Here is a 26,235-nt window from a genome sequence, read left to right on the forward strand (position 1 = left end):
TCCCCAATCCCCAATCCCCAGTCCCCAGTCCCCAGTCCCCTAAAGAAATTAACTTGACTACAGATAAGCTATTTCAACCTCAGTTATTCAAGGGAATTGCCCTATTCACACCAGGAGGAGATTTAATTTACTGTATTGACCCTGATAAGCAAGGTCGATGGCATTCGCATCTATGTACTGCTTTGCAAGAAATTCTTGACTTACCAGAACCGCCTCATTTTCTGGTTCCTTGTTATACAGCTACTATTGACCATTGGTTAGATCCGCAAACCCAGCAAGTGAAGACATTCGCGGAAGCTTATCCATTGGTGATCAAGCATCAGGCTATATTGAATGCAATTTTTGAGACTAATGACTTGGTATGGCAACCTGCGCCTTGGCAGGATGGATTGTGCGATCGCATGGTACTATCCACCTATCAATCCGCATTTCCTCAACTCTGGGAAGAACATGATCTAGTCGTCAATTTAGACCTTTCTGAACCAGCACCAAGATATTACCCTCCAGCTAGGCCAATACAAAAGACTCAAATTAAGCCCTATGTTCTGCGTTTATTTGTTGCCGGACATAGTGCCAATACAGAACGTATCCTTAAGAATCTACATGAACAATTAGAGCGATCGCTACGATACCCCTACACCATGAAGGTTATTGACGTTTTAACCAATCCTGAACAAGCAGAAATAGATCAAGTATCTGCTACTCCCACCCTAGTAAAAGTTTGGCCTCATCCCATTCGCCGTCTAGTCGGTGATTTAGATAATCCCGAAAAACTTCTACAAATGCTAGGAGCGAAAGAGAATTTTTGAGTGCTGAGTAGTGAGTGCTGAGTGCTGAGTAGTGAGTGATGAGTGCTGAGTGCTGAGTGTTGTTAGCGGGAGTGATACCAATTCACTAAGATTCTGATACAGATCCAAATCTAGAAACCCTTGTCAAATCAGGATTTATCAATTGCGAATTGCGAATTGCGAATTGGTATGAGGCTTTTAGCTGGTGGTGAGTGGGGTGTTGAATCAAGTCAAGAAACCTTGAACTTTTAGCGAATAAATCTAGGTTTCAGGTAATCTATGGTCTTGTATCACTCAAACACTCGGTTGTCAATGAGTAAATCTTTCATATACTGGGATGTATAGTAAAGATAAACTTTTGTAAAGCGAGGACTAGGAATGTACATAGTACAGATTGCCTCGGAATGCGCTCCTGTAATTAAGGCAGGAGGTTTAGGGGATGTCGTTTACGGTTTGAGTCGAGAATTAGACATTCGGGGCAATTGCGTCGAACTAATTTTACCCAAGTATGATTGTATGCGTTACGACCATATTTGGGGACTACATGAGGCTTACTTAAATTTGTCGGTGCCTTGGTTTGGTGGTGCTATTCACTGCACCGTATACTGCGGTTGGGTACATGGGCGGGTGTGTTTCTTCATTGAACCCCACTCAGAAGATAATTTCTTCAATCGCGGTTGCTACTACGGTTGTGACGATGATGATATGCGCTTTGCCTTCTTTAGCAAAGCTGCTTTAGAATTCCTCCATCAAAGCAATAAGCGTCCTGATATCATCCACTGTCATGATTGGCAAACAGGCTTAGTTCCCGTCATGCTGTATGAGATTTACAAGTATCATGGCATGGCAAATCAACGGGTTTGTTACACCATCCACAACTTTAAACATCAAGGAATTGGTGGCGCAAAAACTCTTTGGGCTACCGGTTTAAATCGAGAGTCCTATTACTTCCAATACGATAAGCTGCGTGACAACTTCAACCCCTTTGCATTGAACTACATGAAAGGAGGGATTGTTTACTCCAATGCAGTCACCACAGTTTCACCCAACCACGCCCTAGAAGCTCAACATACGGAAGTCGGTTGTGGTTTAGGCCATACTTTGCATTTGCAGCAAGATAAATTTAAAGGGGTACTCAACGGTATTGATTACGATTTTTGGAATCCAGAAGTTGACCGTTACATACCGTATAACTACAACGCCGACGATTTTGAACAAAAAATATATAACAAAAAAGCCTTACGTGAGCGATTAATGCTCCGTGCCTCTGATAAACCCATCATTGCCTATATCGGCCGATTAGATCATCAAAAAGGTGTGCATCTTGTCCACCATGCCATTTATCATGCCCTGAATAAAGAAGCACAATTTGTCTTGCTAGGTTCAGCCACAGAACCTGGAATTAATCAACATTTTCGTCATGAAAAAGCATTTTTGAATAGTAACCCAGATGTTCATTTAGAACTGGGCTTTAATGAAGAATTATCCCACCTCATCTATGCTGGGGCAGACATGATTATTGTTCCCAGCAATTATGAACCCTGTGGTTTAACCCAAATGATTGGGTTAAAGTATGGGACTGTTCCTATCGTGCGGGGCGTTGGTGGATTGGTTAACACAGTATTTGACCGTGACTACGACCCAGATTTACCAGCAGAAAAACGTAATGGTTATGTCTTTTATCAAACCGATAATCAGGCTTTAGAATCAGCAATGAATCGGGCAATTGACTTGTGGTATCAGGCTCCTGAAGAGTTCCATAAACTAGCTATTCAGGGTATGAAATATGACTATTCGTGGAATTACCCAGGTACAGAATACTTAAGTATTTACGACTGGATTAGATATAAGTGGTAATCCCACTGTATTTATGTAATTAAGCCAGTAAACTTATATTACTGGCTTTTTTATTGATTAACTCCAGGCAATTTCAAGAAAGCGATCCCTTGATTTAAAACAGAGTATCATAGTTAATTAATCATCCACAAACCCAAATAAAACCGACAAAAGCCACCCTAGAAAAACTGATTAAACTTCTTATCAACCGGAAAATTGCTGTAAATATAAAGAAATATAAAATTTTGTTGTTGTTAACACAGACAGATTGATCAATTAGCCCAGAGATATAAAAATTCTTTACCATGACGGTGCAGTATCAACATAACAGATTGCAGATAGAAGAAAGCTAAACTTCAAGAACAAAAAATATACCCAGAGAAAATTAACCTTCCTATTCTTTCTTAATATTGCTCAGTCACAGAACGTAGTACAGCAGAACTTATGGTTTTCGACTCGATAATCATGATTAAAAAAAAGCTAAATCTTGCAATCTTTTTACGTGATTTTGCTATCATAAGTGGTTTTGCTTTCGTACTAGTGACATAATTTACCTAGATATGCAGTCTTCCTTCAAAATTTAAGTGATAACAATCACATAGATTTATGATTAAGATCCTTGGATCTCCGTGAACAAATTGAGATGATTACCTCATTACTGAACTCTAGCCGAGTCATTAATAGGGAACACACTAATTGCCGACAGTCTTGTGAACAAGGTTGTCGGCTTTTTGTTTGTATGGGGATTGGGTACTGGGGACTGGGGACTGGGGACTGGGGATTGGAGACAAGGTAGAAGTAATGAGTGCTGAGTGCTGAGTGCTGAGTGCTGTTAGCGGTAGCGCGGCGTTTAGCCGGTGCTGACTAATGACTAATGACTAATGACTAATGACTAATGACTATTGACTATTGACTATTGACTATTGACTATTGACTAAATAAAATTTCCCCACCTCTGGTTGGTAACTTGACGCAGAACTGGCCACAGCCACAACCAAATGTGGGGAGGTATGATCAAATTGGAGATTTTATCGATGTATGAGGTTAAGACTTCACACTCAATCTAGTAGATTAGAAGCACAGTTGTAGAACCAGCTTAAACTTAATTACTAAGACATCGCTTGAATGATGTAATCGAAGTAAGGGGCTGTGGCTGCTGCATCTTCTGCACTTAATAAGTCTAAAGATGCTGTTTTTAGGCAATTGATAGCTTCTACCATTCCAGGAACAGGAACACCCAAGGAGTTATACATTTCCCGCACTCCGATTAAACCAATGCTTTCAATTGGTTCTTTATCGCCAGCAAGTACACCATAGGTAATTAGGCGTAAGTACCAGCCATAGTCACGGATGCACAAAGCGCGCTGTTTATCACCATAAGCGTTACCGCCAGGTGCGATAAAATCAGGACGCTTCTGCCAAAGTTTTTTGGTGGCTTCCTGGACTATCTTTTTTTCGTTTTCCGCTAAGGTAGCAGCAATGCGTGTTCTTTGTTCACCAGTTTGCAAGAACTCTTTAATGCTTTTGAGTTCGCCACTGCTGGGATAACGCAGTTCGTCGTCGGCTTTGAGAATAACTTGGCTAATTACAGTCATGATTATTTAAATCACGCGAAGTATTATTTGTTAGTTTAACGAGTTGGAGGTACAGAAGTGAAGAGGGAACTGGGGACACTTCGGCAAGCTCAGTGCATCGCTGGGGACTGGGGACTGGGGATTGGTGAAGAAATATTGACTAATGACTGTTGACTATTGACTAATGACTAATGACTAATTCTATTTGGCAGCAGGGTGAATTAATAGAACTGACGATCGCAGATTTGAGCGATACAGGTGACGGTGTGGGGCGTTTTCAAGAACGGGTGGTGTTTGTCCCGGATACTGTACCAGGCGATCGCGCTCTGGTACGCTTGGTAAATGTCAAACCTAAATATGCTCACGGCAAACTTAAAGAATTATTACAACCTTCCCCACACCGCATTCGCCCTAGCTGCATTGTGGCTGATAAGTGTGGCGGTTGTCAGTGGCAACATATTGATTATGACTATCAACTCATTGCCAAACGTGATCAGGTTATCCAAGCTTTACAACGCATCGGTGGTTTTACCGCACCATCAGTAGATCCCGTCCTCGTAGCACACTCACCTTTGGATTATCGCAACAAGTCCACCTATCCATTAGATATTTCTACTACGGGTCAAGTACAAGCTGGTTATTACCAAAAGGGTAGCCATCAATTAGTGAATTTAAATCAATGTCCAGTCCAGGATTCACGCTTAAATCCGTTATTAGCGGAAGTTAAGCAAGATATTCAACAGCAAGGCTGGACAATTTATGACGAAAACCGCCATCAAGGACAAATTCGCCATTTGAGTCTCCGCATTGGTAGGCGAACTGGTGAAATTTTATTAACTTTGGTGGTCAAAGATCAAGATTTACCAAGAATTACTAAGCAAGCCGAAATTTGGCTCAAGCGATATCCCCAGCTAGTGGGAGTGTCATTAAATTACAATCCCCAGCGCACGAATGCTATTTTCGGTGCAGAAACTCGCTGCATTGCAGGAGTGCCTTATCTGCGTGAGACATTTGCGGGATTAGAATTTCAAGTCCGCCCCGATACATTTTTCCAAGTTTCTACGGAAACTGCTGAAGCTCTCTTAAATGTTATTCAGTCACAACTACAATTGCAGGGTGATGAAGTCTTAGTTGATGCTTATTGCGGCATTGGTACGTTAACTTTGCCCCTAGCAAAGCAGGTACGGCAAGCTATAGGGATAGAATTACAAGCTCAATCAGTTCAACAAGCGATCGCTAATGCCGAGCGCAACAGTATACATAACGTAACATTTAAAGTGGGTGCGGCTGAGAAATTACTGCCAAACATGGGAATAATACCGAGTGTAGTCATACTAGACCCACCACGTAAGGGATGCGATCGCACTGTCATCGAATCTTTATTATTGTCGAAACCAGAGCGCATCGTTTACGTCAGCTGCAAAGTAGCTACCTTGGCTCGTGATTTGAAATTACTTTGTGAACATGACTTGTACACTATTGAACGCATCCAACCCGCCGATTTTTTCCCCCAAACGTCTCATGTTGAAGCCGCCGCCTTTCTCTTGCTATCACATTTTGGCAAGGATACTTAGTCCTTTACAAAAAACTCAAATTGCAAATTTGTAGTCTATTGCATAGTAAAAATGCTAAAATCGGATTAACATCAAAACATCAATAATTTTGCTCATACAACTAAAGTTGCATAGGCTCTATCCACTAATAAAAAGATTGTTGAAATTACAAATCGACGACTTCAAGAGAACTTTATTAACTCTGTAATTCCTATGATTTCTCAACTTGCTAAATGTACTAGCATGAATGAATTCAAGTCGTTTTATGTATCAACAATCACACAAAATCAACAGAGTCAATGCTCCCCAGCATTTTCAATATCTATTAATCAAGACGTAAGTTTGCAGGCAGTATGACTACCTCAAATAATATCAGGCTGTCCGTAAAAACTAACTGATGTCTAGCTAAATGAAAGCTATGGGGTTTCTCTCGTGATTACCATTTCCCTTCGTCCAGTCGGACGTTATTGGGGCACACTTAGTTTCGCCTCAACGCTTTATCTCTGTCCTATTTTAGACTTACTTTTGGCGGAAATTCCCGCCAAATTACAAGCAGAACTGCGGCTAGGACTCCAAGAAGCCCTAGTCAATGCAGCTAAACATGGTAATAATCTTGATCCGAGTAAAAAAGTTGTAGTCCGCTTTTCCCTCATAGACAATCAATATTGGTGGGTGATATCAGACCAGGGTTCTGGCTTTAGTCCTACAACTAGTGAAAATGAAAACCCAACCGATTATTTACCACCTGATGAATCAGAAAGTGGCAGAGGTATGTGTCTGCTACACCAAATTTTTGATCAAGTAGAGTGGAATCGCAAAGGGACAGAACTAAGACTGTGTAAACAAATGGAAAACCGCCCCCGTCTGTCTTTGAGGCGGTAAATTGGGGATTGGGGATCAGGTACTGGGTATGAGGAAATTCTTTCCTAGTCCCTAGTCCCCAGTCCCTAGTCCCTTATTTCCATGCGTCGGACAGGGAGGGGCGGAAATAGAACGATTTAACCAACCAACAGCTTGTTCTAGTCTAGCAAGAGCTTCTTGGGGTTGGTTTTTGAGCATAAATATCATAGCGGCTGCGATTTGTTCACTAGCGCGGGAATTGCGGTTAGACTTGAGGCGATGCCAATCGTTAGGTGAAATACTCAGCCTTTCCATCAGGGCTTGGGCTAGTTCTAAGTCGCTAAATTCATTGAGTTGATTGGTTTGTGAAACCTGGCTGGGTTGAGACATAAATAACCATTGGCAGCAGTTACATTTACTTATTACTGTACTACCTGTAAATGAAGCCGCCAAAAAAATCATCCCAGCAGTCAGGGGAAAATCAAGAATTTGATTTGGAACAAGAACTAGCAGAATTAGAGCGATCGCTATCGGCGTTTAAACAACGTTATGATCAAGTGCAGCGCGATCGCACCGAAAAGGCACAATGGCAACAACGTCGCCAAGAATTGCAGCAAAATCAGCATCAAACACCAGAAATTAAAGCAGAGTTACGGCACATCAAACAGCAACTGGAACTGCTAGAACTAAACTTAGAAAGCCAGTTATTTTCTTGGCGTAGCCTGAAAAAACCTTTCTGGCAAGCCGTCCGCTTTGGCGGTATGGGCGTTATTATAGGCTGGATATTAAAGTCCTTGGTTGCATAAGCGCAATATTGGATTTGGAATAGAATTAGCTGTTAGCATTCTTTAAATAGTACGCCTTATATTCAAACCCTATCGATAGCAGAATATGGTAAGTCAACGGATTGCAGAAATATTGCGGAGTGGTCAACCTGATGAGTCTTTAGTAGTTCAAGGCTGGGTGAGAACGAAGCGTGAACTCAAGGGATTTGCGTTTATTGAAGTTAATGACGGCTCATCACTAGCTAATTTGCAAGTCGTCATCAATCAGGATTTACCAGACTACGAAGCCATCTTAAAACAAATCAACACAGGCGCGTCAGTGGAAGTTAAAGGCGTGCTGGTGGCTTCTCAAGGGAAGGGACAGCGCATTGAATTAACAGCCGATGCGGTGAAAGTCTACGGTGATGCTGATCCCGAAACCTATCCATTACAAAAAAAACGCCACTCTTTTGAATTTTTACGCACCATTGGACATTTGCGATCGCGTACCAACTCTTTTGGTGCAGTTTTCCGCGTCAGAAACGCCTGTTCTACAGCCATTCACCAATTCTTCCAAGAAAGAGGCTTTTTGTGGGTACACACCCCCATTATCACCGCTAGTGACTGCGAAGGCGCAGGAGAACTATTTAGCGTCACCAGTCTAGATTTAAAGAATGTACCCCGCACAGAAAATCAAGCCATCGATTACAGTCAAGATTTCTTTGCTAAACCCACCTACTTAACCGTCAGTGGACAACTAGAAGCCGAAGTCATGGCGATGGCTTTTAGCAACGTCTACACCTTCGGCCCTACCTTCCGTGCAGAAAACTCCAATACCTCTCGTCACCTCGCAGAATTCTGGATGGTTGAACCAGAAATGGCGTTTTGTGACTTAGAAGGTGATATGGATTTAGCTGAGGCGTTTCTCAAACACATTTTTAATTATGTGTTAGCAAAATGTCCAGAAGATATGGAATTTTTCAATCAACGCATTGATAATACAGTCTTAGCTACAGCCGAAAATATCATTAACAATCAATTTGAGCGTTTGACTTACACAGATGCTATCAAATTGTTAGAAAAAGCTGATGTGAAATTTGATTATCCTGTAAGCTGGGGCTTAGATTTACAATCAGAACATGAGCGTTATTTAGCAGAACAACTTTTCAAAAAACCAGTCATTGTTACAGATTATCCCGCACAAATTAAAGCCTTCTATATGCGCTTGAATGATGACGAAAAAACCGTCCGTGCAATGGATATCCTTGCGCCGAAAATTGGGGAAATCATCGGCGGTTCACAACGGGAAGAACGTTTAGATGTTTTAGAACGTCGCGTGTTAGCCCAAGGAATGAAACCTGAAGATTTATGGTGGTATCTCGATTTACGCCGTTACGGTACTGTTCCTCATGCTGGGTTTGGTTTGGGTTTTGAAAGACTGGTGCAATTCATCACAGGGATGGGTAATATTCGTGATGTAATTCCTTTCCCCCGTACACCACAAAACGCTGAGTTTTAATATCACTATCAATGAGACTAACAAAACCCGCGTTTGCGGGTTTTTTGTTGAGATTTTAAGGTTCTTGCATAACCAGGTTGCTAAGTCGTCTTTGAAATTTTCAGCAATAAATTTACAGATATTGTCATACATAATTTAGATAAATTAAGATGAAGCAATTTGCATAAATGTTAAATTTGTTGACGTTAGATGTGCTAACACCCATCAAACTTTACTGAATAAATGTAATTTAGGAATTTTGCCGTTAGGATATTTCACTAAATTAGCTAACTCGTCTAATTGGGTGATGGCTTCTGCTCCCTCACATTTCATTAACTCGCGGTCATCCCACATTTCCATCCAAGTGATCCCATAGTCAGAGACTAAAAACCGAATTAAGTGCTTTTCTTCTAAACTCACCATGAAGGAAGCACTTCTCATTTGGTCGCCACAAGTATAGAAAGATGTAGTGTACCCTTTATTCTCCAGCGCGATCGCCAGGGCTTGCAAGTTAATTACCAAGTCGTGAATGAATTCTTGATGTTGTTGCGCTAATCTGAGAAACATATGTTTTCTCCTACTGCGATCGCAGTTAAGCTAGGACGAAGTGAAGATTGATCTTGAAGACGAGACAGAAGGGAAGAGGGTTCTTTGATATTGTATTATTCTTCACTCAGTTTAGTTTTTCCCAGTCGTTCTACTTAAATTAAATTTGCAAAGCTGTTCTAATATCTTTAACTATGACTTGAGGCGGGGCTGTAACATCTATACATACAGCGTCTAGTGGCTCTTCTAGAGTCGTAAATTGACTTGTCAAGAGTGTGGGGTTCATATAGTGATTTTGACGGGCTTGCAGTCGTTGCTGAATCACATCGTAAGACCCTTTGAGGTAAACTAGTTTGACGCGATCGCCTACGGTGGGCGGAGCATCGTCCCTATCTATGACTAAAAATTGACGATAACTTGCTTTGAGTGCAGAACACGCCAGCACAACGTTTCTATTTTCTTGCAACCATTGCTTAATTGCCGTTTGTAAATCTTGTAACCAGGGTATCCTATCCGCATCACTCAAAGGAATACCACGGCGCATTTTCTCAACGTTTGCTGGCGAGTGGAAATCATCTGCGTCAATAAACTCCCAGCTTAAGGATGCTGCTAGCATCTGTCCTATAGTGGTCTTCCCAGACCCAGAAACACCCATCAGCAGAATAATCATTATCAAGTTCCCAGTAAGGAATTGAGTTAAAGGTACATCTAAATTTTTACCCTAAAACCTTGCCTAGCAATACTTTCTTGACTGGAGTGTGTGACTATCATTTTAACAAAATTTAGGGGTTCAAATCCCGGCTCCTATCAAGTCGCCAGTGTTGTGGCTCTTTCTAAATCCCCGTTACAACACAGAAAAAGCGTTAGCGTAGCGGGACGTTAGTCCATAGAGAATTGTTTTAAACTGTTGGTTTCCTGAAAAGCGTCCAACAGATCACACCTCAGCAGTTACCAAGGAAATGAAGAGTAAAATTCTTGGTTTTTAGGAAATTCCAGAAAGTTCAGTCACACCCCTACACCCTTATTTCTTCTCGCAATAATTAAGCTATCAGCTGTCAGCAGTCAGTTAATTATTGTAAAGCTGACGGCTGAACGCTGATAGCTAGTTAGGCCATTTGATTTTCAATCGCCCACCGCGCCAACTCAGTACGGTTGTGGAGATTGGTTTTACCCAACATATTGGAAACATGGCTTTCAACCGTGCGCTGACTAACGTTTAATTCTTCAGCGATTTCGCGGTTAGCTAAACCCCTAGCCACAAACTGTACTACTTTCAGTTCAGTTGGAGTCAATTGCACATCAAACGGAACTTGGATGCGAGAACCGTTTTCGCCTCCTTTGGTTTGGTGGTCTTTCCAACGGATAGTTTGCTTCAGGGAAGATTCTACCTGTGCTACTAGTTCTTCTGGCTCAAAAGGTTTGACCATATAGACATCAGCACCTTTATTGAGACCTTTAACTCGGTCTGCACTTTGTCCTTTGGCTGACAGGAAAAGGACAGGAATCCAACTTGTGCGTTCATTTTGCCGGACTTGTTCTACAAATGTGTATCCGTCCATTTCCGGCATCATCACGTCACAGATAATCATGTCGGGAACCTCATGTTCGAGAATCTCTAAAGCTTCCCGTCCGTTTTCTGCGGTGATGACTTCATATCCTCGGAATTCCAGATAGTCCTTCACCAGCAAGATGAGGTTAGGGTCATCATCAATCAGTAGAAGTCGTTTGTGATCTTTCATGCTGGGCTCTTTCATAGCAGTGGCACTTGTCGCGCTTCGATCCATCAAGGTCTTGATATAGTTATCCTTATATGGTGGATTGTTGAGATGTTGTCATTTTTCCCACTTAACTTACCCTTGCTTGACTTGAAGTCTCACAAGTAGTTTCCACTTTCTGTAAGACTGTTAGCTCATTGGCAATATTCTAGTAAGGATACGTAGAGCAGTAGTAATTATAATGCGCTATTATATATCCCTTTGAAAGTGGTGGGTGAAAAAACACTGATTAAATAATAATCTTTCTAGTTCACAGTAGTTCACTCAGTAAGTGTTGGCCTATGATGACCCTAGCTGTCAAACCACCTGCACTTTCATGGGCTGACTACTCTACAATACCCTGCCGATGTTCAGCCTTAATCTTAAGATGTTTACGAGCAAGTAAGGGAGTTGTTGGCAAAGGATGGGTTAAAAACGCATATTCTTTCACCACCATTATGCCTATCAAGTGTTCTCGGACGATCCGCTCAATAACCTCCGGGTTTGCTTGGCGAAACCAGACACTATCCGGGTAGACAACTATTATCTATCTAGAACAACAAACTCGCAAGTAATAAACTCGTATTTTGTTGCACCAGATCACTGTATTGTTACTCATTGAGCGGCTCTCTGATTACTGTTCTATACTAATTTCCCCACTTTGCAAATAAAGTTGACCATATAAAAATATTCGTAACTTATGGAAAAGAACCAGAAAAATACTAATAATTAAGAATTTATACTTACGCAACTAACTAAAGGGGTATAAAAATTAGTTATTTAGTAATTTCATTAGGGAACAGGGAACAGGGAACAGGGAACAAACTAGTATTTATGCCCAATCCCCAGTCCCCAGTCCCCAATCCCCAATCCCCAGTCCCCAGTCCCCAATCCCCAATCCCCAACCATAGTTCGGAAACCCGTACCCACTGAATCATTGCCATTGGAGGTATTTCTCCGATAAATTAGCACTCAGGAGTTGAGAGTGCTAACTCTGGAGAAATTAAAATTATGGCAGCTGTATCTCTAAGCGTATCTACAGTTAAACCTTTAGGCGATCGCGTTTTTGTTAAAGTAAGCGCGTCCGAAGAAAAGACCGCAGGTGGTCTGTATTTACCCGACACCGCTAAAGAAAAGCCCCAAGTAGGTGAAGTAGTCGCCCTTGGCCCTGGCAGACGTAATGACGACGGTAGCCGTCAAGAATTGGAAGTTAAAGTTGGCGATAAAGTGCTGTACTCCAAGTACGCCGGTACAGACATCAAGCTCGGCACTGAAGAATACGTACTGTTGTCCGAAAAAGACATTCTAGCAGTCGTTGGCTAAATGAGTGGTGTGGGTGACGGCACATAAAGCATAAACCATGCCCAGTCCCTAGTCCCCAGTACCCAATCACCAATTTTCAAATTGACTTACACTACCTGAGATTAAGACACCTATGGCAAAGCGCATTATCTACAACGAAAACGCTCGTCGCGCCCTAGAGCGTGGTATCGACATTCTAGCTGAGGCTGTAGCTGTTACCCTTGGCCCCAAAGGTCGCAACGTAGTATTAGAAAAGAAATTTGGTGCGCCCCAAATCGTTAACGATGGCGTAACCATCGCTAAAGAAATCGAATTAGAAGATCATATTGAAAACACTGGCGTGTCTTTGATTCGCCAAGCTGCTTCTAAAACCAACGACGCAGCTGGTGACGGTACAACCACAGCTACCGTTTTGGCTCACGCCATTGTTAAAGAAGGTTTGCGGAACGTAGCCGCAGGCGCAAACGCTATCCTCTTAAAGCGCGGTATTGATAAAGCTACCAACTTCTTGGTAGAAAAAATTAAAGAACACGCTCGTCCTGTAGAAGATTCTAAGGCGATCGCACAAGTAGGTGCAATCTCTGCTGGTAACGACGATGAAGTCGGTCAGATGATTGCCGAAGCAATGGACAAAGTAGGTAAGGAAGGCGTTATCTCCTTAGAAGAAGGTAAGTCTGTAACTACCGAGTTGGAAATCACCGAAGGGATGCGCTTCGACAAAGGCTATATCTCCCCCTACTTCGCCACCGACCCAGAACGGATGGAAGCGATTTTCGATGAGCCTTACCTGTTGTTAACAGATAAGAAAATTGCGCTGGTACAAGATTTAGTACCCGTTCTAGAGCAAGTAGCTCGCGCTGGTCGTCCTTTGGTAATTATCGCTGAAGATATCGAAAAAGAAGCTTTAGCAACCTTAGTAGTTAACCGTTTACGCGGTGTACTCAACGTTGCTGCTGTGAAAGCTCCTGGATTTGGCGATCGCCGCAAAGCTATGCTGGAAGATATCGCTATCCTCACCGGTGGTCAACTAATCACCGAGGATGCTGGTCTGAAGCTCGACAACACCAAGCTCGATAGCTTAGGTAAAGCTCGCCGCATCACCATCACCAAAGACAGCACCACCATTGTTGCTGAAGGTAACGACGTTGCAGTTAAAGCGCGTGTAGAACAAATCCGTCGTCAAATGGAAGAAACCGAATCTTCCTACGACAAAGAAAAACTCCAAGAGCGTTTGGCTAAGTTGTCTGGTGGTGTAGCTGTAGTGAAAGTTGGCGCAGCTACCGAAACCGAAATGAAAGACAAGAAACTCCGCCTCGAAGATGCTATCAACGCCACCAAAGCGGCTGTTGAAGAAGGTATCGTTCCTGGTGGTGGTACAACCCTAGCTCACCTCACCCCTGAACTCGAAGCTTGGGCTAACAGCAACCTCAAAGAAGAAGAATTAACTGGTGCTTTGATTGTTGCTCGTGCATTACCCGCACCTCTGAAGAGAATTGCTGAAAACGCAGGTCAAAACGGTGCTGTAATTGCTGAACGCGTCAAAGAGAAAGAATTCAACGTTGGTTTCAACGCTGCTACCAACGAATTCGTAGATATGCTCGCTGCTGGTATCGTTGACCCCGCGAAAGTAACCCGTTCTGCACTGCAAAACGCTGCTTCTATCGCTGGTATGGTGTTAACAACCGAGTGCATCGTTGTTGACAAACCAGAACCCAAAGATGGCGCGCCTGCTGCTGCTGGTGCTGGCGGTGGTGACTTCGATTACTAATATCCTGTAGTCACATAAGTTTAAAAAATAGCTGCTTCTTTTGTGGAAGCAGCTATTTTTTTCAATCAAACATAAAGCTACAAAGGACAATGTAAGCATAAAATATGAAAGAGAAAGACGTAAAAATACTTTGGGGTCGTTCTGGAAATCGATGTGCTATTTGCAAAATTGAATTAACACCTGTTGGTTCAAAAAGCGTACTAGGCGAAATGGCTCATATTATTGCTGATTCACCTCAAGGCCCTCGCGGAGATAGTCACCTTACTTCTGAACAAAGAAATGAATACAATAATCTAATTCTTTTATGTCCAACACATCATACCTTAATCGATAAGAATGAAGAAGAATGGACAGTAGAAAAATTAAGAATTATCAAGTCAGAACATGAAAATTGGGTTACTAACCAACTGACTAACAACAATATTTCTATTAATTCAATTGATAATTCCAAGTTTATTGAATCTAGAGAGAAATCATGGATTAGTTTCTCTGATAATAAACTCTGGTTTATAACAAGTCTTACACCTCTTCATATTTATGAAGACAGTATTGATCCTTTAACACAAGAGTTATATAGCCTAATCAAGAGCTTGATTTTACCTAAGTTTAATGGCTATTCTCTGTTTTCAGATACTTTGAATCAATATAATACAGTACCTAATGAATACGGAATTATTAATGAAGAATCACCAAACGACGTGCAAAACAAACTTGGTCATAAAATTCAAGTTTTTAGAAACGGCCACTGTGAATTCTTAATGTGTTTAGAATATCTGAGAACTGGTAGAGATAATTCATCTAATGATGTTTTAAGATATGAAGATATGAGAAATAGTTTTATTTCCCAGATGGAAGGAATACTCAACATATGGAGTAAAACTTTACCATTTAATGATATGTTACTAACAGTAATGATGACTAATACTACTTATATCAGTTTATATTCAGGTCAACAAACATATAATGGTTATTTACTAGGAAGACCAGTAACTTCACCAACACTAAAATACAGTAGAGTTATTAATAAAACAGAAAAGTTACAATTCTTGCAGGATTTAGTAATCAAAAGGTTTGTAAACTACTTTGGGCTAAACATTAACAGTGTTTTTGCTGAAAATGGCAATATTAACTTGCCTAACATACTTTATTTTTAGCAATCAATCTTTTTGCTATGCGACTTCCAAGTAAATAACTATTCTCTCTCTAGGGCAACGTGGAGGAATGGTGAGGCTAGGCGAGAAAGAGTCTCTTCATCGTCTTCATATTCCCATAGAATAATTGAATCTTTGGAAGTCCCTATGGCTAATTTCTGCTATCTCAAATTCTCAATTAAGGACATAGTTTAATTCGCCAATTGTTATGAGGGCATATTATGTGAAATTCTGTAATTCATCAAGACATAAGTTCAACTCACAGCCAAAAGTTCATTCAGTTTATTTTTTAAGTCTGGGGATGCCATCAAGGGATTGTAAATTTCTCCCTCATAAGGTTGCCAAACATAACCAGAACTAAAAATTCTAAAAATTTGTAATGTTTCAACTTCCTGTTCAATTTTTTTGGCTAAAACTAATCCTGGTATGGATAAATTAGGTAGGTCTTCAATCAGTTCACTATGGGTTCTAAATTCATCCACTTCTACACCAACTAAAGCATAACGAAATGGCGGAGCAAGGCGGAGATGTTTATAGAGTAAAATACCTAATTCTGTCATTAAATAAGCACTTTCAGGGCTGTCTATTCCTAGTTCACTAATATTATTGGGGTAAACGCGACACCACCAATTGTTTTCGATATCTTGAAAAGTATCTGCACGACATAGGCATGGGCTACCATTTGAGAGTGTCAATATTTGCCCCATAAAGTGTTGAGCAAATTTACTGGCACTGATTTCTTCAGATCCACATTCTGCTGATAAGCTAAATATCCATGCCATGACTGTAGCCTCCTATTGTTATATTCCTAATCAATTCTTTCCCAATGGTTTTGGGTGTTTGCTAAGGCTAATTCGTACCTTTCTAGAGACATTGTAACTTTTGGCAAAATGCTAACGTGCGTTGGGCTATCTTGAATAGCTTGTAAATCTCCAGTAATCATGCTGTCATCAATTTGCCATAGTGGATCTTTTCCAGTTCCACCAAATTTTGCAGGTTTGCGAAATGCTGGTAAACCTTCAATGGAGAGTGAAACGGACATTCCTTTTGTATCCCTGATAGCGACAGTAACAAGCTCTCCTCGAAACTCGCGCTCTGACTCTGCTAACAAATATCCTTGCTCATTCAGATAACCTACAGGCATTTGCTCAACATTGATATCAATACCTGGCCTAACTCCTAATAATCTGGCACTCCGACCGATTTTAGGCTTGCCATTTTGCTCTGCCATGCCTCGATAGTAGAATTTTGTCATCAGCTAATTACTACAAAATTGAAGATAAGAAACTATTTACCCTCTCAGAACTGCACATACAGCACAGGTAAGTCGATACAATAATGCTCTGGACTCTTTGGTGCATTATTTCCATGACTGCCACATCTCCTGCTCCCTTCTCTCCCCAAGAAATCGCTGCTGAAGGTATTAAACCAGAAGAATATACAGAAATTGTCCGCCGCTTAGGTCGTCATCCCAACAAAGCCGAATTGGGAATGTTTGGGGTGATGTGGTCTGAGCATTGCTGCTATAAAAATTCCCGTCCTTTACTTAAACAGTTTCCCACTACTGGCCCCCGCATCTTGGTTGGGCCTGGGGAAAATGCTGGGGTTGTAGATTTGGGTGAGGGACTGCAACTAGCTTTTAAAATCGAGTCTCATAACCACCCCTCAGCAGTTGAACCATTTCAAGGTGCTGCTACTGGAGTTGGTGGGATTCTCAGAGATATTTTCACAATGGGTGCGCGTCCCATTGCTTTGTTGAACTCCCTGCGTTTTGGTTCTCTAGATGACCCCAGAACCCAAAGGCTGTTCTCTGGCGTAGTTGCTGGTATTTCCCATTATGGTAACTGTGTTGGGGTTCCCACTGTGGGTGGTGAGGTTTACTTTGACCCTGCTTACTCCGGTAATCCTTTAGTGAACGTGATGGCTCTAGGATTGATGGAAACACCGGAAATTGTCAAATCTGGCGCATCAGGTCTGGGAAATCCCGTGTTGTATGTCGGTTCGACTACTGGACGCGATGGTATGGGAGGAGCTAGTTTTGCTAGTGCAGAATTAAGCGATGAATCTATTGATGACCGTCCGGCGGTGCAAGTAGGCGACCCCTTTTTAGAAAAGTCGCTCATTGAAGCTTGTCTGGAAGCGTTTAAAACAGGTGCAGTGGTGGCGGCTCAAGATATGGGTGCTGCGGGTATTACCTGTTCTACTTCTGAGATGGCGGCGAAAGGTGGTGTCGGGATTGAATTAGATTTAGATAAGATTCCGGTGCGAGAATTAGGGATGGTTCCCTATGAATATTTACTCTCAGAATCCCAAGAACGAATGCTGTTTGTTGCTCATAAAGGACGAGAGCAAGAGTTAATCGATATTTTCCATCGTTGGGGGCTACAGGCGGTTGTTGCAGGTACAGTAATTAACGAACCTATAGTCAGGATTCTCTTTCAAGGTGGAGTAGCCGCCGAAATCCCTGCTGATGCTTTGGCAGAAAATACCCCACTGTATGAACGGGAGTTGTTAGCAGAACCCCCAGAATATGCCCAAAAAGCTTGGCAATGGTCGGTTGATGCTTTACCTGCTTGTACCACTGCGGGGATTGACATTCAAGGTAATATCAAAACTTGGCGTGATATTTTGTTGACTTTACTAGATACACCAACCATCGCCTCGAAAAATTGGGTATATCGTCAATATGACCACCAAGTCCAGAACAATACTGTCATTTTCCCCGGTGGTGCGGATGCGGCAGTAGTACGCTTAAGACCACTGGAATCAATTCAAAATTCAAAATTCAAAATTCAAAATTTTAACTCCGGTGTCGCGGCTACGGTAGATTGTAATCCCCGTTATGTTTACCTTGACCCCTATGAAGGAGCTAAGGCAGTAGTTGCGGAAGCTGCACGGAATCTTAGCTGTGTGGGTGCAGAACCTTTGGCGGTGACAGATAACCTCAATTTTGGTAGTCCCGAAAAACCCATTGGTTATTGGCAATTAGCTGAAGCTTGTCGGGGTTTGGCAGAAGGTTGTCGAGAATTATCTACCCCGGTGACTGGTGGGAATGTTTCTCTGTACAATGAAACTCTTGATTCCCAAGGCAACCCCCAACCCATTTACCCGACTCCCGTTGTGGGGATGGTGGGACTGATTCCTGATTTAACTAAGATTTGCGGTCAAGGTTGGCAAAATCCAGGTGATGTAATTTATCTCCTTGGTTCATCTCCTAATAATTTGGGCGCATCGGAATATTTAGCCACTATTCACAGCACTGTAGCAGGCAGACCTGCCAAAGTAGATTTTGATTTAGAACGTCGTGTGCAAGCGGCTTGTCGTGAAGGTATCCGTGCAGGTTGGGTAAATTCAGCCCATGATTGTGCTGAGGGTGGTTTAGTTATCGCTTTAGCAGAATGCTGTCTTGGTGGTAAACTAGGCGCGCAAATTGATTTAGAAGCTAGTCAGTCACAACGTCTCGATGAATTACTTTTTGGTGAAGGTGGGGCAAGAATTATTGTGTCCGTGTCGCCAGCACAACAAGAAAACTGGGAATCATATCTACAGACAAATCTGACTCAAGCATGGCAAAAACTCGGTACAGTCGGTAATCACGATACAGGTTTAAGTGTTTTAACCACTGATAACCAAACCTTAATTCAAGTTAGTATCGAGGAGATGAACAATCTTTATCAAAATGCGATCGCTAGACGTTTATTGTACGTCAGAGAATAAGTAAGGCAAAAGGCCAAAGGTAAATAAAAAATATCTTTGACCTATTGCCATGCCCAATACCTAATGCCCAATTTCATTAAATCGATAGCATCTTTGGACACATTTAAGGTAGTGTTTTAATGGATGGTTAAAGATTTATTAAGAGTAGGATCGCTATCCAGTTCATAAGAAATAATCCCAGTGACTTGACACCCCAACCAGGAGCAAAGCTAGCATGATTCCCATCGATTCCGTCACTTTGGATGAATACGCCCAGCATACCGACGACTCAATTAATGGTCTGGGAAATCGTCCTGACAAGCCTGAAGAAGCTTGCGGAGTTTTCGGCATCTACGCACCAGGAGAAAATGTTGCCAAACTAACTTATTTTGGATTGTATGCCCTACAACATCGGGGTCAAGAATCAGCTGGCATTGCCACCTTTGATGGGACAACTGTACACTTGCACAAAGACATGGGTTTGGTGTCTCAAGTCTTTAATGAGTCGATTTTAGAAGAGTTACCTGGCGGTATCGGTGTTGGTCACACTCGCTATTCCACAACAGGTTCTAGCCGCAAAGTTAATGCTCAACCTGCTGTTGTGGAAACTCGCTTAGGCTCACTAGCTTTAGCACATAATGGTAATTTAGTCAATACTGTGCAGTTGCGGGAAGAGTTAGTCAAGAGTAATTTTAACTTAGTGACTACCACCGATTCAGAAATGATTGCCTTTGCGATCGCAGAAGCAGTGAACGCAGGTGCAGACTGGTTAGAAGGGGCGATTCAGGCGTTTCATCGTTGTCAAGGTGCGTTTAGTTTGGTCGTAGGTACACCCGTGGGTGTGATGGGTGTGCGTGACCCTAATGGCATTCGTCCCTTAGTTATTGGGACTTTACCAGAAAACCCAGTCCGTTATGTTTTGTCTTCTGAAACCTGCGGTTTAGATATTATTGGTGCAGAATATCTGCGGGATGTTGAACCAGGTGAAGTAGTTTGGATTACCGACGAAGGTTTAGCTTCCTATCACTGGAGTCAAAAACCCCAGCCCAAACTATGTATTTTTGAAATGATTTACTTTGCTCGTCCAGATAGCCAAATGCACAATGAAAGCTTGTATAGCTATCGGATGCGTTTAGGACGGCAATTAGCAAAAGAGTCATATGTAGACGCAGATATCGTATTTGGAGTTCCCGATTCTGGGATACCTGCGGCCATTGGCTTTTCCCAAGCCTCTGGTGTCGCTTACGGTGAAGGACTGATTAAAAACCGTTATGTCGGACGCACATTTATTCAGCCTACCCAAACCATGCGAGAATCGGGAATTAAAATGAAGCTCAACCCGCTTAAAGATGTCTTGGCGGGTAAAAGAGTAATTATTGTGGATGACTCAATCGTGCGAGGAACAACCAGCCGCAAACTAGTAAAAGCCTTGCGTGAAGCCGGTGCAGCAGAAGTACATATGCGGATTTCCTCCCCACCAGTCACTCATCCTTGCTTCTACGGTATTGACACCGATACCCAAGATCAATTGATTGCAGCTACCAAATCAGTAGAAGAAATCGCGCAACAATTAGAAGTAGACAGCCTCGCTTACCTGAGTTGGTCAGGAATGTTAGAAGCGACTGGCGAAGATACCAATAATTTTTGTTCTGCTTGCTTTACTGGAGATTACCCCGTAGCGATTCCTGAACAGGTGAAGCGTTCTAAATTGATTTTGGAGAAAGTCGTAGTTTAGAAAGTCAAAAGGTAAAAATAACAAGTCAAAAGAAAATCATCTTTTGACTTTTTTATTTTTAATCAGCAACAGACAACATCCAAGCTAAGATTCCTAATATCAAATCAACTGGAGGTAGAGGATAATCTGTTAACTCAATGGTGACATTTTTTTCTATTAATTGTAGAAATCGCCAAGCAGTACCATTAGTAACACTGCCAAAAATGCTGGAAACAGGCTGATTGTTCATTTCATTAAATTTTTGAGCAGCAACCATTTCGGCAATACATTGCCCAATTCCTAAATTTAAATCTGCCTTTTTCGCTTCAATAATAATTACGGCTGGAGCTTCAATTTCTAATTGTTCAGGAGAGCGACTGATCAAAAAATCACAAACTCCACTCAATCCAGATGCAGCATCTACAGTAAATTCTGTACCAGAAAATAAACTTATTTGTCGGTGTAGAATTTTTCGTACTTCTAGTAAAACTGGACTAATCACTAATTCAGAACGAGCTTTTTCGCTACCTGTGGCGATCGCTAATGGTAAACTTTCTGCTAAAAAGTCACTCAAGGTAGAACTAGGAGTAATAGGGGTGATTTCTGGTAGAAATTTTTCTCCTTCAATGGTGTTGAGTCCAAAAGCTTGTTTGACTTTTCGGATAGTAAAGTCACTGTAAGCCATAATTTATTGCTTCCTGACGCTGAATTACTCAACTGTGCTGTAGAAAATCCACCTTCGGTAACAACGGATCAGTCACAATTCCCACACCTATAAAACCCCAACGTTTGAGCAGACTACCTAACTGTGTACCTGGAAGCGACTCAATAGCAAAGCGGTTGGCTACTTCCGGTGCGTGAGTGTTGAGATAACTTAAAGCATCAAAGTTTTCCCGAAAGAGTAATAAATAACCTGATGTTTCTTCACTAGGACGAGCTGTGAGGTAACGTCCATCAGCTTTTGAACGTAGTATGTAATAGACTTCGGAGAGCATGGGGATTGGGGACTGGGGGCTGGGGACTGGGGATTGGGGACAAGGTAGCAGGGTGATAAATACTAATGACTAATGACTATTGACTAAGAATCTAAACGAATACGAGGATCTGCTACTTTCAGTAATAAGTCTGCCATTAGGTTGCCGACATTCAGCAATACAGCACTCATGACTAGACTCGCCATGACTAAATACTGGTCTTTGGCGATTACCGCTTGCAGGGTTAATCTACCTAAGCCTGGCCAGTTAAAGAACTGTTCCGCGATAAATGCACCACCTAATAAACCTGCTAACTCAAAACCTAACAAAGTAATTAATGGGTTAATGGCGTTACGCAATGCGTGAACATAAATCACTCGATTTTCTGGAAGTCCTTTGGCGCGTGCTGTTTGGATGTAGTCTTGTCTGAGTACGTCTAGTAATTCACCGCGCATGATGCGTTGTAAGCCGGCAAAACTGGTGATACTCAAGGCGATAGTAGGTAAAATCATGTGCCAGCCTACATCTAAGATTTTACCGAACCAGGATAAATCTGTATGATTAATGCTAGTCATTCCACCGACTGGAAATAACGGTGTGGTGTATTGGGCGAATATTAAAAGACACAGCACGGTGATGAAACTGGGAAAACCTTGACCCGTGTAGCTAATCACCTGCAAAATCCGGTCTGCGGCTTTATTTTGTTTGACAGCAGCCACAATCCCTAAAGGAATAGCGATCGCCCATGTGAAAATTAAAGATGCGATCGCTAAAAGTAAAGTAGCTGGTACTCTCTCCCACAACAGCGATGCAACGGAACGCTGGTATACAAAGCTTGTACCAAAATCACCCTTAGTGATAATGCGCCACAACCATAGCCTATATTGTTCTGTCCACGGCTTATCTAAACCAAATTGTGCGATGAGTTCTTTAACTCTCTCAGGGGAAATTTTCGGATTTGCTTGTAGTGTCGTTACATAGTTCCCTGGAGACAATTTCATAATGAAAAACGTCAACGCCGACGCTAACAAAATAGTTAACAGCGACTGCAATATCCGTTTCACTACATAAATAAAGGTTTCGCTGGTGATAAATCTGATCAACCAGTTCCAAAACGTATCCCCAGAAATGCGTGTAGAAGTCACGTTACCTTGCTCCGAATTTCAAATTAACAATTTCCCCTCAATCAACCTGAGAAGTATTTACTAAGTTAGTTTTGGTTCATAAGTTAAACAGAACACTGTGGACTATTGTACGGGCGGGTTTAACCAAAATATCCGTTTTCTAACGTGAGTCTCTCACATAACCCGCCCCTACTGACTATTGACTAATATTCAACTAAAGAAATGATTGGCACATCTGGTAAATTTTTGCGTCCTTGTAAATCTTGTAGCTCGATAATAAACCCAAATCCCACTAATTCACAGCCTATTTGCTGGACTAACTGAGCCGTGGCACTAGCTGTTCCTCCAGTGGCAATCAAATCATCTACAATCAGGACTCTGCTACCTGGGTGTAAAGCATCTTGATGCACTTCTAAACAGTCAGTACCGTACTCTAGTTGATATTCCACTGAATGGACTGCTGCTGGTAACTTGCCTTTTTTGCGGACAGGGATAAAACCAGCACCTAATCTATAAGCCAACGGTGTACCAAAAATGAACCCCCGTGACTCCATACCCGCAACATAATCAACCTCAAAACCAGACTCATTGCATTTTTCTGTCAAAAAGTCAATAGTATAGCGCAATCCTTGGCGATCGCGCAGTAAAGTAGTGATATCCCGAAACATAATGCCGGGCTTAGGAAAATCTGGAATGTCGCGAATGAGAGATTTTAGATCCATAGTTGTTAGGGAAGGGATTGGGGATTGGGGACTGGGGACTGGGGTATTTAATTTTGAATTTTGAATTTTGAATTTTGAATTGATTTGCCCTGCCCCCCTGCCTCCTCCCCCCAGTTACCTGAAAAATCGTACACTATAATGTCATACGCTTGGGATGATAGTATCCGTGCTGTTATCCATTGACGATATCGCGAATCTACACCAAGCTGAAGATAGATTATTACTCACAGGACAAAAGAGTAAAATTATGCTTTAAAAACTTAAATTTACGTAAAGTCACTCCAGGAGTAGAAGCACTAAGTAATGTATATATCCATTAGACTTGTTATGGCTACAAGTTTAATCTTGATTATTAGCTGTTGATCTTAAATTAGTTTTACTAGTTTTATCTAGTCTATTAGAACCGCATAAGGTATTTTATAGAATGAATGTCTCAGCCAGCTTAACGCCGTTCAATAGTCCAACTCCCCCATCATTGCCGATGATTTTGGACACTTTACCAGATCCAGCGATCGCCGGACAGGGATGTCCCGCTAGAACTAGGTTGCAAATTGATCTCATCTTATTGGCGATAGAAGCTTTAGAATTAGGTGGTTCTGAAGCTATCCTGGCTTTTGCTGAAGAGTTGGATTTGAAGGGCATTGTCAAAGATAGGGTAAATTTGTGGCGGATGCGGAGTTCTAACCCCATCAGAAGAGCGCATATCCGCCGCCCTTTAAGCATTATGGAAGCAAAAGCTTTAGTAGTGATTGCCTGTTATATCGCTCGACGGTTGACAGTTGTCATTCGGCAAATGTTGATGATTTGCCAGCAGATGAACGACAAACAAATCCCCCTAGAACAGAATTTGCGCCTATCTAATTATTTGGAAAGATTTAGAGCGCACTTCAAAAGCAGAATGAATGCTCGTCGTTTTGGTGCGTTGGCTGTAAATTCTGATGAAAAATTGAACGACTTAGCGATAAATTTACTAGGACAATTGCTATTTTGTACTGGTACGGCTGGAATGCAGCGTTTCTGGATTAGTCTTTTTGACGGTGAAGTGGAATGAATATTCAACGTAAGTACAGTTTACCTAATTGTACATTGCTTCTAGAGGGATTAAGTGATGCTACACGCGGCACGCAGTTTCAAGAATTGCGTCCAGAACTGTCAATATTGGTCAATGCAGAATGCTATATCTCCAATCACAATCAACCCCTTGTAGGAGGGAGAGAGTTTTTTGAAAGCTTGGTGAGGGCTGTAAGCGGCTATGCTCAAGAATTCTTAAGTAATGTACCCAATCCCCAAGCACATAACCAAGATTCCGAATTGGTGGAATTACAGAAAATTGACGCTAACCGCCACAGGTTGATAGTTCATGCTGAAAACGCGCCAGATGAGTTTAATTCTGGTGCGAATCGTCATCAACAACCCATTCAAATTGATTTAAATACGGTGCAGTTGTTTGATTTGGTGGAAGCTGTAGATCAATTTTTTGCAGACACCCAAACTTTACCGGAGTTATCTTTAGAACTACAACCAGTTACCAGGCGTTATGGTGGTGCTAGTCAAGCCATTATCAAACAAGCCGTACCAGCAACTATTGGTGTTTCTAGTTTAGCAGTGGCGGCGATCGCCTTCAGTTTAATTCCTGCCCCAGAAGTTCGTCCACCAGAAACCAAACCACAGGAGCGAAGTTCTAACACCTCAACTAATACTCCTACTCAGACTCCCAGCACTACCACTACAACCACACCCATTGCTGAGTCCACACCCACAGTAGCCACAACCGTCGCTGCAACTCCCACACCTACAGCAGCAGCAACTGTCGCCGCAACGCCCGCACCCACAGCAGCCACAACTGTCGCTGCAACTTCTACACCCGCACCCACAGCAGCCACAACTCCACCTGCTATCAAAGATTTAGAAGCCCTTTTGAGTAACGTTAATGAAATTACAGATCCCTCCCAACTCAAAGCTTTAAATCGTCAAGTTTGGAATCAAATTGAACCCTCTTGGAAGAGTCGCACAGAAGTTAAACAGGATTTAGTTTATCGTGTGGGGGTAGCGGCGGATGGTTCCATTGTCGGTTACAAAGCCGTAAACAAAGAAGCCAACCAAGGTATAGAATTAACTCCCTTACCCAACCTCATTTATAGTCTGGCGAAACGTCCTCCCATTCCTAATGAACCCATTGCCCAATTTAAGGTCGTTTTTACCAGCAAAGGCATATTAGAGGTTAGTCCTTGGCGGGGATATGCCAGAACACCAGAAGTCATAGGGGCAAAAATCACTGACTCCAACACCATCAAAACTTTAAATAAAACACTTTACGATACAGTCCGACAAAAATGGAGTGGTACCCCCACCTTCAACAAAGATTTGAAGTATCGTGTTGCTATTAGTAAGGACGGCGTAATTGCTGATTATGAACCTCTAAACCAAGTAGCTTTTGACTATTTTCGGGAAACACCTTTACCCCAAATTATGCAAGCTGTTTATGGTTCCAACTCCACCGCCCCTGATAATAAACAAGCTCTAGCACACTTTCAAGTCATCTTCAAGCCTAGCGGTCAATTAGAAGTTACTCCTTGGCAGGGGTATCAGTGATTGGGGATTGGGGATTGGGGAGACAAGGAAGGTTGAATT

At 42.0% G+C, this 26,235-nt stretch carries 24 protein-coding genes; 13 read left to right on the forward strand and 11 right to left on the reverse strand.

Features of this window, described 5'->3' with window-relative positions:
- Nucleotides 1–53 precede the first annotated feature (53 nt).
- Both ACQFX9_RS04870 and glgA read left to right on the forward strand, forming a co-directional pair.
- Nucleotides 54–809: a circadian clock KaiB family protein gene (locus ACQFX9_RS04870; protein WP_427160960.1), complete on the forward strand. Its 756-nt coding sequence runs from the start codon at nucleotides 54–56 to the stop codon at nucleotides 807–809.
- A gap of 357 nt (nucleotides 810–1,166) precedes the next feature.
- Entirely contained in the window at nucleotides 1,167–2,645 is a 1,479-nt protein-coding gene (gene glgA / locus ACQFX9_RS04875) for a glycogen synthase GlgA (RefSeq protein WP_427160961.1), read from the forward strand.
- 1,088 nt (nucleotides 2,646–3,733) lie between these two features.
- Here glgA and ACQFX9_RS04880 read toward each other — a convergent pair.
- Entirely contained in the window at nucleotides 3,734–4,219 is a 486-nt protein-coding gene (locus ACQFX9_RS04880; RefSeq protein WP_103140195.1) for an allophycocyanin subunit alpha-B, read from the reverse strand.
- Nucleotides 4,220–4,389: 170 nt separating this feature from the next.
- Here ACQFX9_RS04880 and rlmD point away from each other — a divergent pair, with 170 nt between their 5' ends.
- Both rlmD and ACQFX9_RS04890 read left to right on the forward strand, forming a co-directional pair.
- Nucleotides 4,390–5,772 (forward strand): 23S rRNA (uracil(1939)-C(5))-methyltransferase RlmD, encoded by a 1,383-nt coding sequence (rlmD, locus tag ACQFX9_RS04885; RefSeq protein WP_427160962.1) that lies wholly within the window; start codon nucleotides 4,390–4,392, stop codon nucleotides 5,770–5,772.
- 411 nt (nucleotides 5,773–6,183) lie between these two features.
- Nucleotides 6,184–6,633: an ATP-binding protein gene (locus ACQFX9_RS04890; RefSeq protein WP_427160963.1), complete on the forward strand. Its 450-nt coding sequence runs from the start codon at nucleotides 6,184–6,186 to the stop codon at nucleotides 6,631–6,633.
- Between the two features lie 51 nt (nucleotides 6,634–6,684).
- Here the strand turns inward: ACQFX9_RS04890 and ACQFX9_RS04895 are convergent, their stop codons facing one another.
- The gene (locus tag ACQFX9_RS04895; protein ID WP_427160964.1) at nucleotides 6,685–6,981 is read right to left on the reverse strand and encodes a DUF6439 family protein; all 297 of its coding nucleotides are present in this window, start codon (nucleotides 6,979–6,981) and stop codon (nucleotides 6,685–6,687) included.
- A 50-nt stretch (nucleotides 6,982–7,031) separates the two neighbouring features.
- Between ACQFX9_RS04895 and ACQFX9_RS04900 the strand changes: the two genes are divergently transcribed.
- Nucleotides 7,032–7,397 (forward strand): hypothetical protein, encoded by a 366-nt coding sequence (locus ACQFX9_RS04900; RefSeq protein WP_427160965.1) that lies wholly within the window; start codon nucleotides 7,032–7,034, stop codon nucleotides 7,395–7,397.
- An 85-nt stretch (nucleotides 7,398–7,482) separates the two neighbouring features.
- Complete coding sequence (gene asnS, locus ACQFX9_RS04905) at nucleotides 7,483–8,874, forward strand: asparagine--tRNA ligase (RefSeq protein ID WP_427160966.1); 1,392 nt, start codon at nucleotides 7,483–7,485, stop codon at nucleotides 8,872–8,874.
- A 204-nt stretch (nucleotides 8,875–9,078) separates the two neighbouring features.
- On the opposite strand, the gene ACQFX9_RS04910 is transcribed toward asnS, so the two are convergent.
- From ACQFX9_RS04910 to ACQFX9_RS04920, 3 genes are all read right to left on the reverse strand, one after another.
- Nucleotides 9,079–9,420 (reverse strand): DUF1815 family protein, encoded by a 342-nt coding sequence (locus ACQFX9_RS04910; RefSeq protein ID WP_236140708.1) that lies wholly within the window; start codon nucleotides 9,418–9,420, stop codon nucleotides 9,079–9,081.
- Nucleotides 9,421–9,559: 139 nt separating this feature from the next.
- Nucleotides 9,560–10,069: a gluconokinase gene (locus ACQFX9_RS04915; protein ID WP_427160967.1), complete on the reverse strand. Its 510-nt coding sequence runs from the start codon at nucleotides 10,067–10,069 to the stop codon at nucleotides 9,560–9,562.
- Nucleotides 10,070–10,505: 436 nt separating this feature from the next.
- On the reverse strand, nucleotides 10,506–11,183 hold the full coding sequence (locus tag ACQFX9_RS04920) for a response regulator transcription factor (RefSeq protein ID WP_236140710.1): 678 nt from the start codon (nucleotides 11,181–11,183) through the stop codon (nucleotides 10,506–10,508).
- A gap of 981 nt (nucleotides 11,184–12,164) precedes the next feature.
- On the opposite strand from ACQFX9_RS04920, the gene groES reads away from it, so the two are divergent.
- The 3 genes from groES (at nucleotide 12,165) to ACQFX9_RS04935 (ending at nucleotide 15,377) form a co-directional block, all read left to right on the forward strand.
- Entirely contained in the window at nucleotides 12,165–12,476 is a 312-nt protein-coding gene (groES, locus tag ACQFX9_RS04925) for a co-chaperone GroES (protein ID WP_066375868.1), read from the forward strand.
- 112 nt (nucleotides 12,477–12,588) lie between these two features.
- A complete protein-coding gene (gene groL, locus ACQFX9_RS04930; protein ID WP_427160968.1) occupies nucleotides 12,589–14,223 on the forward strand; it encodes a chaperonin GroEL in 1,635 nt (544 codons plus the stop codon).
- A 104-nt stretch (nucleotides 14,224–14,327) separates the two neighbouring features.
- On the forward strand, nucleotides 14,328–15,377 hold the full coding sequence (locus ACQFX9_RS04935; protein ID WP_427160969.1) for an HNH endonuclease: 1,050 nt from the start codon (nucleotides 14,328–14,330) through the stop codon (nucleotides 15,375–15,377).
- A 251-nt stretch (nucleotides 15,378–15,628) separates the two neighbouring features.
- Here ACQFX9_RS04935 and ACQFX9_RS04940 read toward each other — a convergent pair whose 3' ends face one another.
- Nucleotides 15,629–16,156 carry a hypothetical protein gene (locus ACQFX9_RS04940; RefSeq protein WP_427160970.1) on the reverse strand — a complete coding sequence of 176 codons (528 nt, stop codon included), beginning with the start codon at nucleotides 16,154–16,156 and terminating at the stop codon, nucleotides 15,629–15,631.
- A 26-nt stretch (nucleotides 16,157–16,182) separates the two neighbouring features.
- Nucleotides 16,183–16,629, reverse strand: coding sequence for a hypothetical protein (locus ACQFX9_RS04945; RefSeq protein ID WP_427160971.1), 447 nt, complete (start codon nucleotides 16,627–16,629; stop codon nucleotides 16,183–16,185).
- Nucleotides 16,630–16,742: 113 nt separating this feature from the next.
- Here ACQFX9_RS04945 and purL point away from each other — a divergent pair, with 113 nt between their 5' ends.
- Both purL and purF read left to right on the forward strand, forming a co-directional pair.
- Nucleotides 16,743–19,091 (forward strand): phosphoribosylformylglycinamidine synthase subunit PurL, encoded by a 2,349-nt coding sequence (purL, locus tag ACQFX9_RS04950; protein ID WP_427160972.1) that lies wholly within the window; start codon nucleotides 16,743–16,745, stop codon nucleotides 19,089–19,091.
- Between the two features lie 214 nt (nucleotides 19,092–19,305).
- A complete protein-coding gene (purF, locus tag ACQFX9_RS04955; RefSeq protein WP_427160973.1) occupies nucleotides 19,306–20,805 on the forward strand; it encodes an amidophosphoribosyltransferase in 1,500 nt (499 codons plus the stop codon).
- Between the two features lie 58 nt (nucleotides 20,806–20,863).
- Here the strand turns inward: purF and ACQFX9_RS04960 are convergent, their stop codons facing one another.
- The 4 genes from ACQFX9_RS04960 to ACQFX9_RS04975 all read right to left on the reverse strand — a co-directional run bounded on the left by ACQFX9_RS04960 (nucleotide 20,864) and on the right by ACQFX9_RS04975 (nucleotide 23,604).
- Complete coding sequence (locus tag ACQFX9_RS04960) at nucleotides 20,864–21,469, reverse strand: hypothetical protein (protein WP_427160974.1); 606 nt, start codon at nucleotides 21,467–21,469, stop codon at nucleotides 20,864–20,866.
- 28 nt (nucleotides 21,470–21,497) lie between these two features.
- The gene (locus ACQFX9_RS04965; protein ID WP_103140175.1) at nucleotides 21,498–21,779 is read right to left on the reverse strand and encodes a hypothetical protein; all 282 of its coding nucleotides are present in this window, start codon (nucleotides 21,777–21,779) and stop codon (nucleotides 21,498–21,500) included.
- A gap of 83 nt (nucleotides 21,780–21,862) precedes the next feature.
- Nucleotides 21,863–22,903, reverse strand: a complete 1,041-nt coding sequence (locus ACQFX9_RS04970) for an ABC transporter permease (RefSeq protein ID WP_427160975.1) — start codon at nucleotides 22,901–22,903, stop codon at nucleotides 21,863–21,865.
- A 182-nt stretch (nucleotides 22,904–23,085) separates the two neighbouring features.
- Nucleotides 23,086–23,604 carry an adenine phosphoribosyltransferase gene (locus ACQFX9_RS04975; RefSeq protein WP_427160976.1) on the reverse strand — a complete coding sequence of 173 codons (519 nt, stop codon included), beginning with the start codon at nucleotides 23,602–23,604 and terminating at the stop codon, nucleotides 23,086–23,088.
- Nucleotides 23,605–24,028: 424 nt separating this feature from the next.
- Between ACQFX9_RS04975 and ACQFX9_RS04980 the strand changes: the two genes are divergently transcribed.
- Both ACQFX9_RS04980 and ACQFX9_RS04985 read left to right on the forward strand, forming a co-directional pair.
- Nucleotides 24,029–24,655 carry a DUF3038 domain-containing protein gene (locus tag ACQFX9_RS04980; protein ID WP_103140172.1) on the forward strand — a complete coding sequence of 209 codons (627 nt, stop codon included), beginning with the start codon at nucleotides 24,029–24,031 and terminating at the stop codon, nucleotides 24,653–24,655.
- Nucleotides 24,652–26,196: a DUF4335 domain-containing protein gene (locus ACQFX9_RS04985; protein WP_427160977.1), complete on the forward strand. Its 1,545-nt coding sequence runs from the start codon at nucleotides 24,652–24,654 to the stop codon at nucleotides 26,194–26,196. The genes ACQFX9_RS04980 and ACQFX9_RS04985 overlap by 4 nt, the downstream gene beginning before the upstream one ends.
- The last annotated feature ends 39 nt before the right edge of the window (nucleotides 26,197–26,235 follow it).

The organism is Aliinostoc sp. HNIBRCY26, from assembly GCF_050235535.1.
GTDB lineage: Bacteria > Cyanobacteriota > Cyanobacteriia > Cyanobacteriales > Nostocaceae > Trichormus.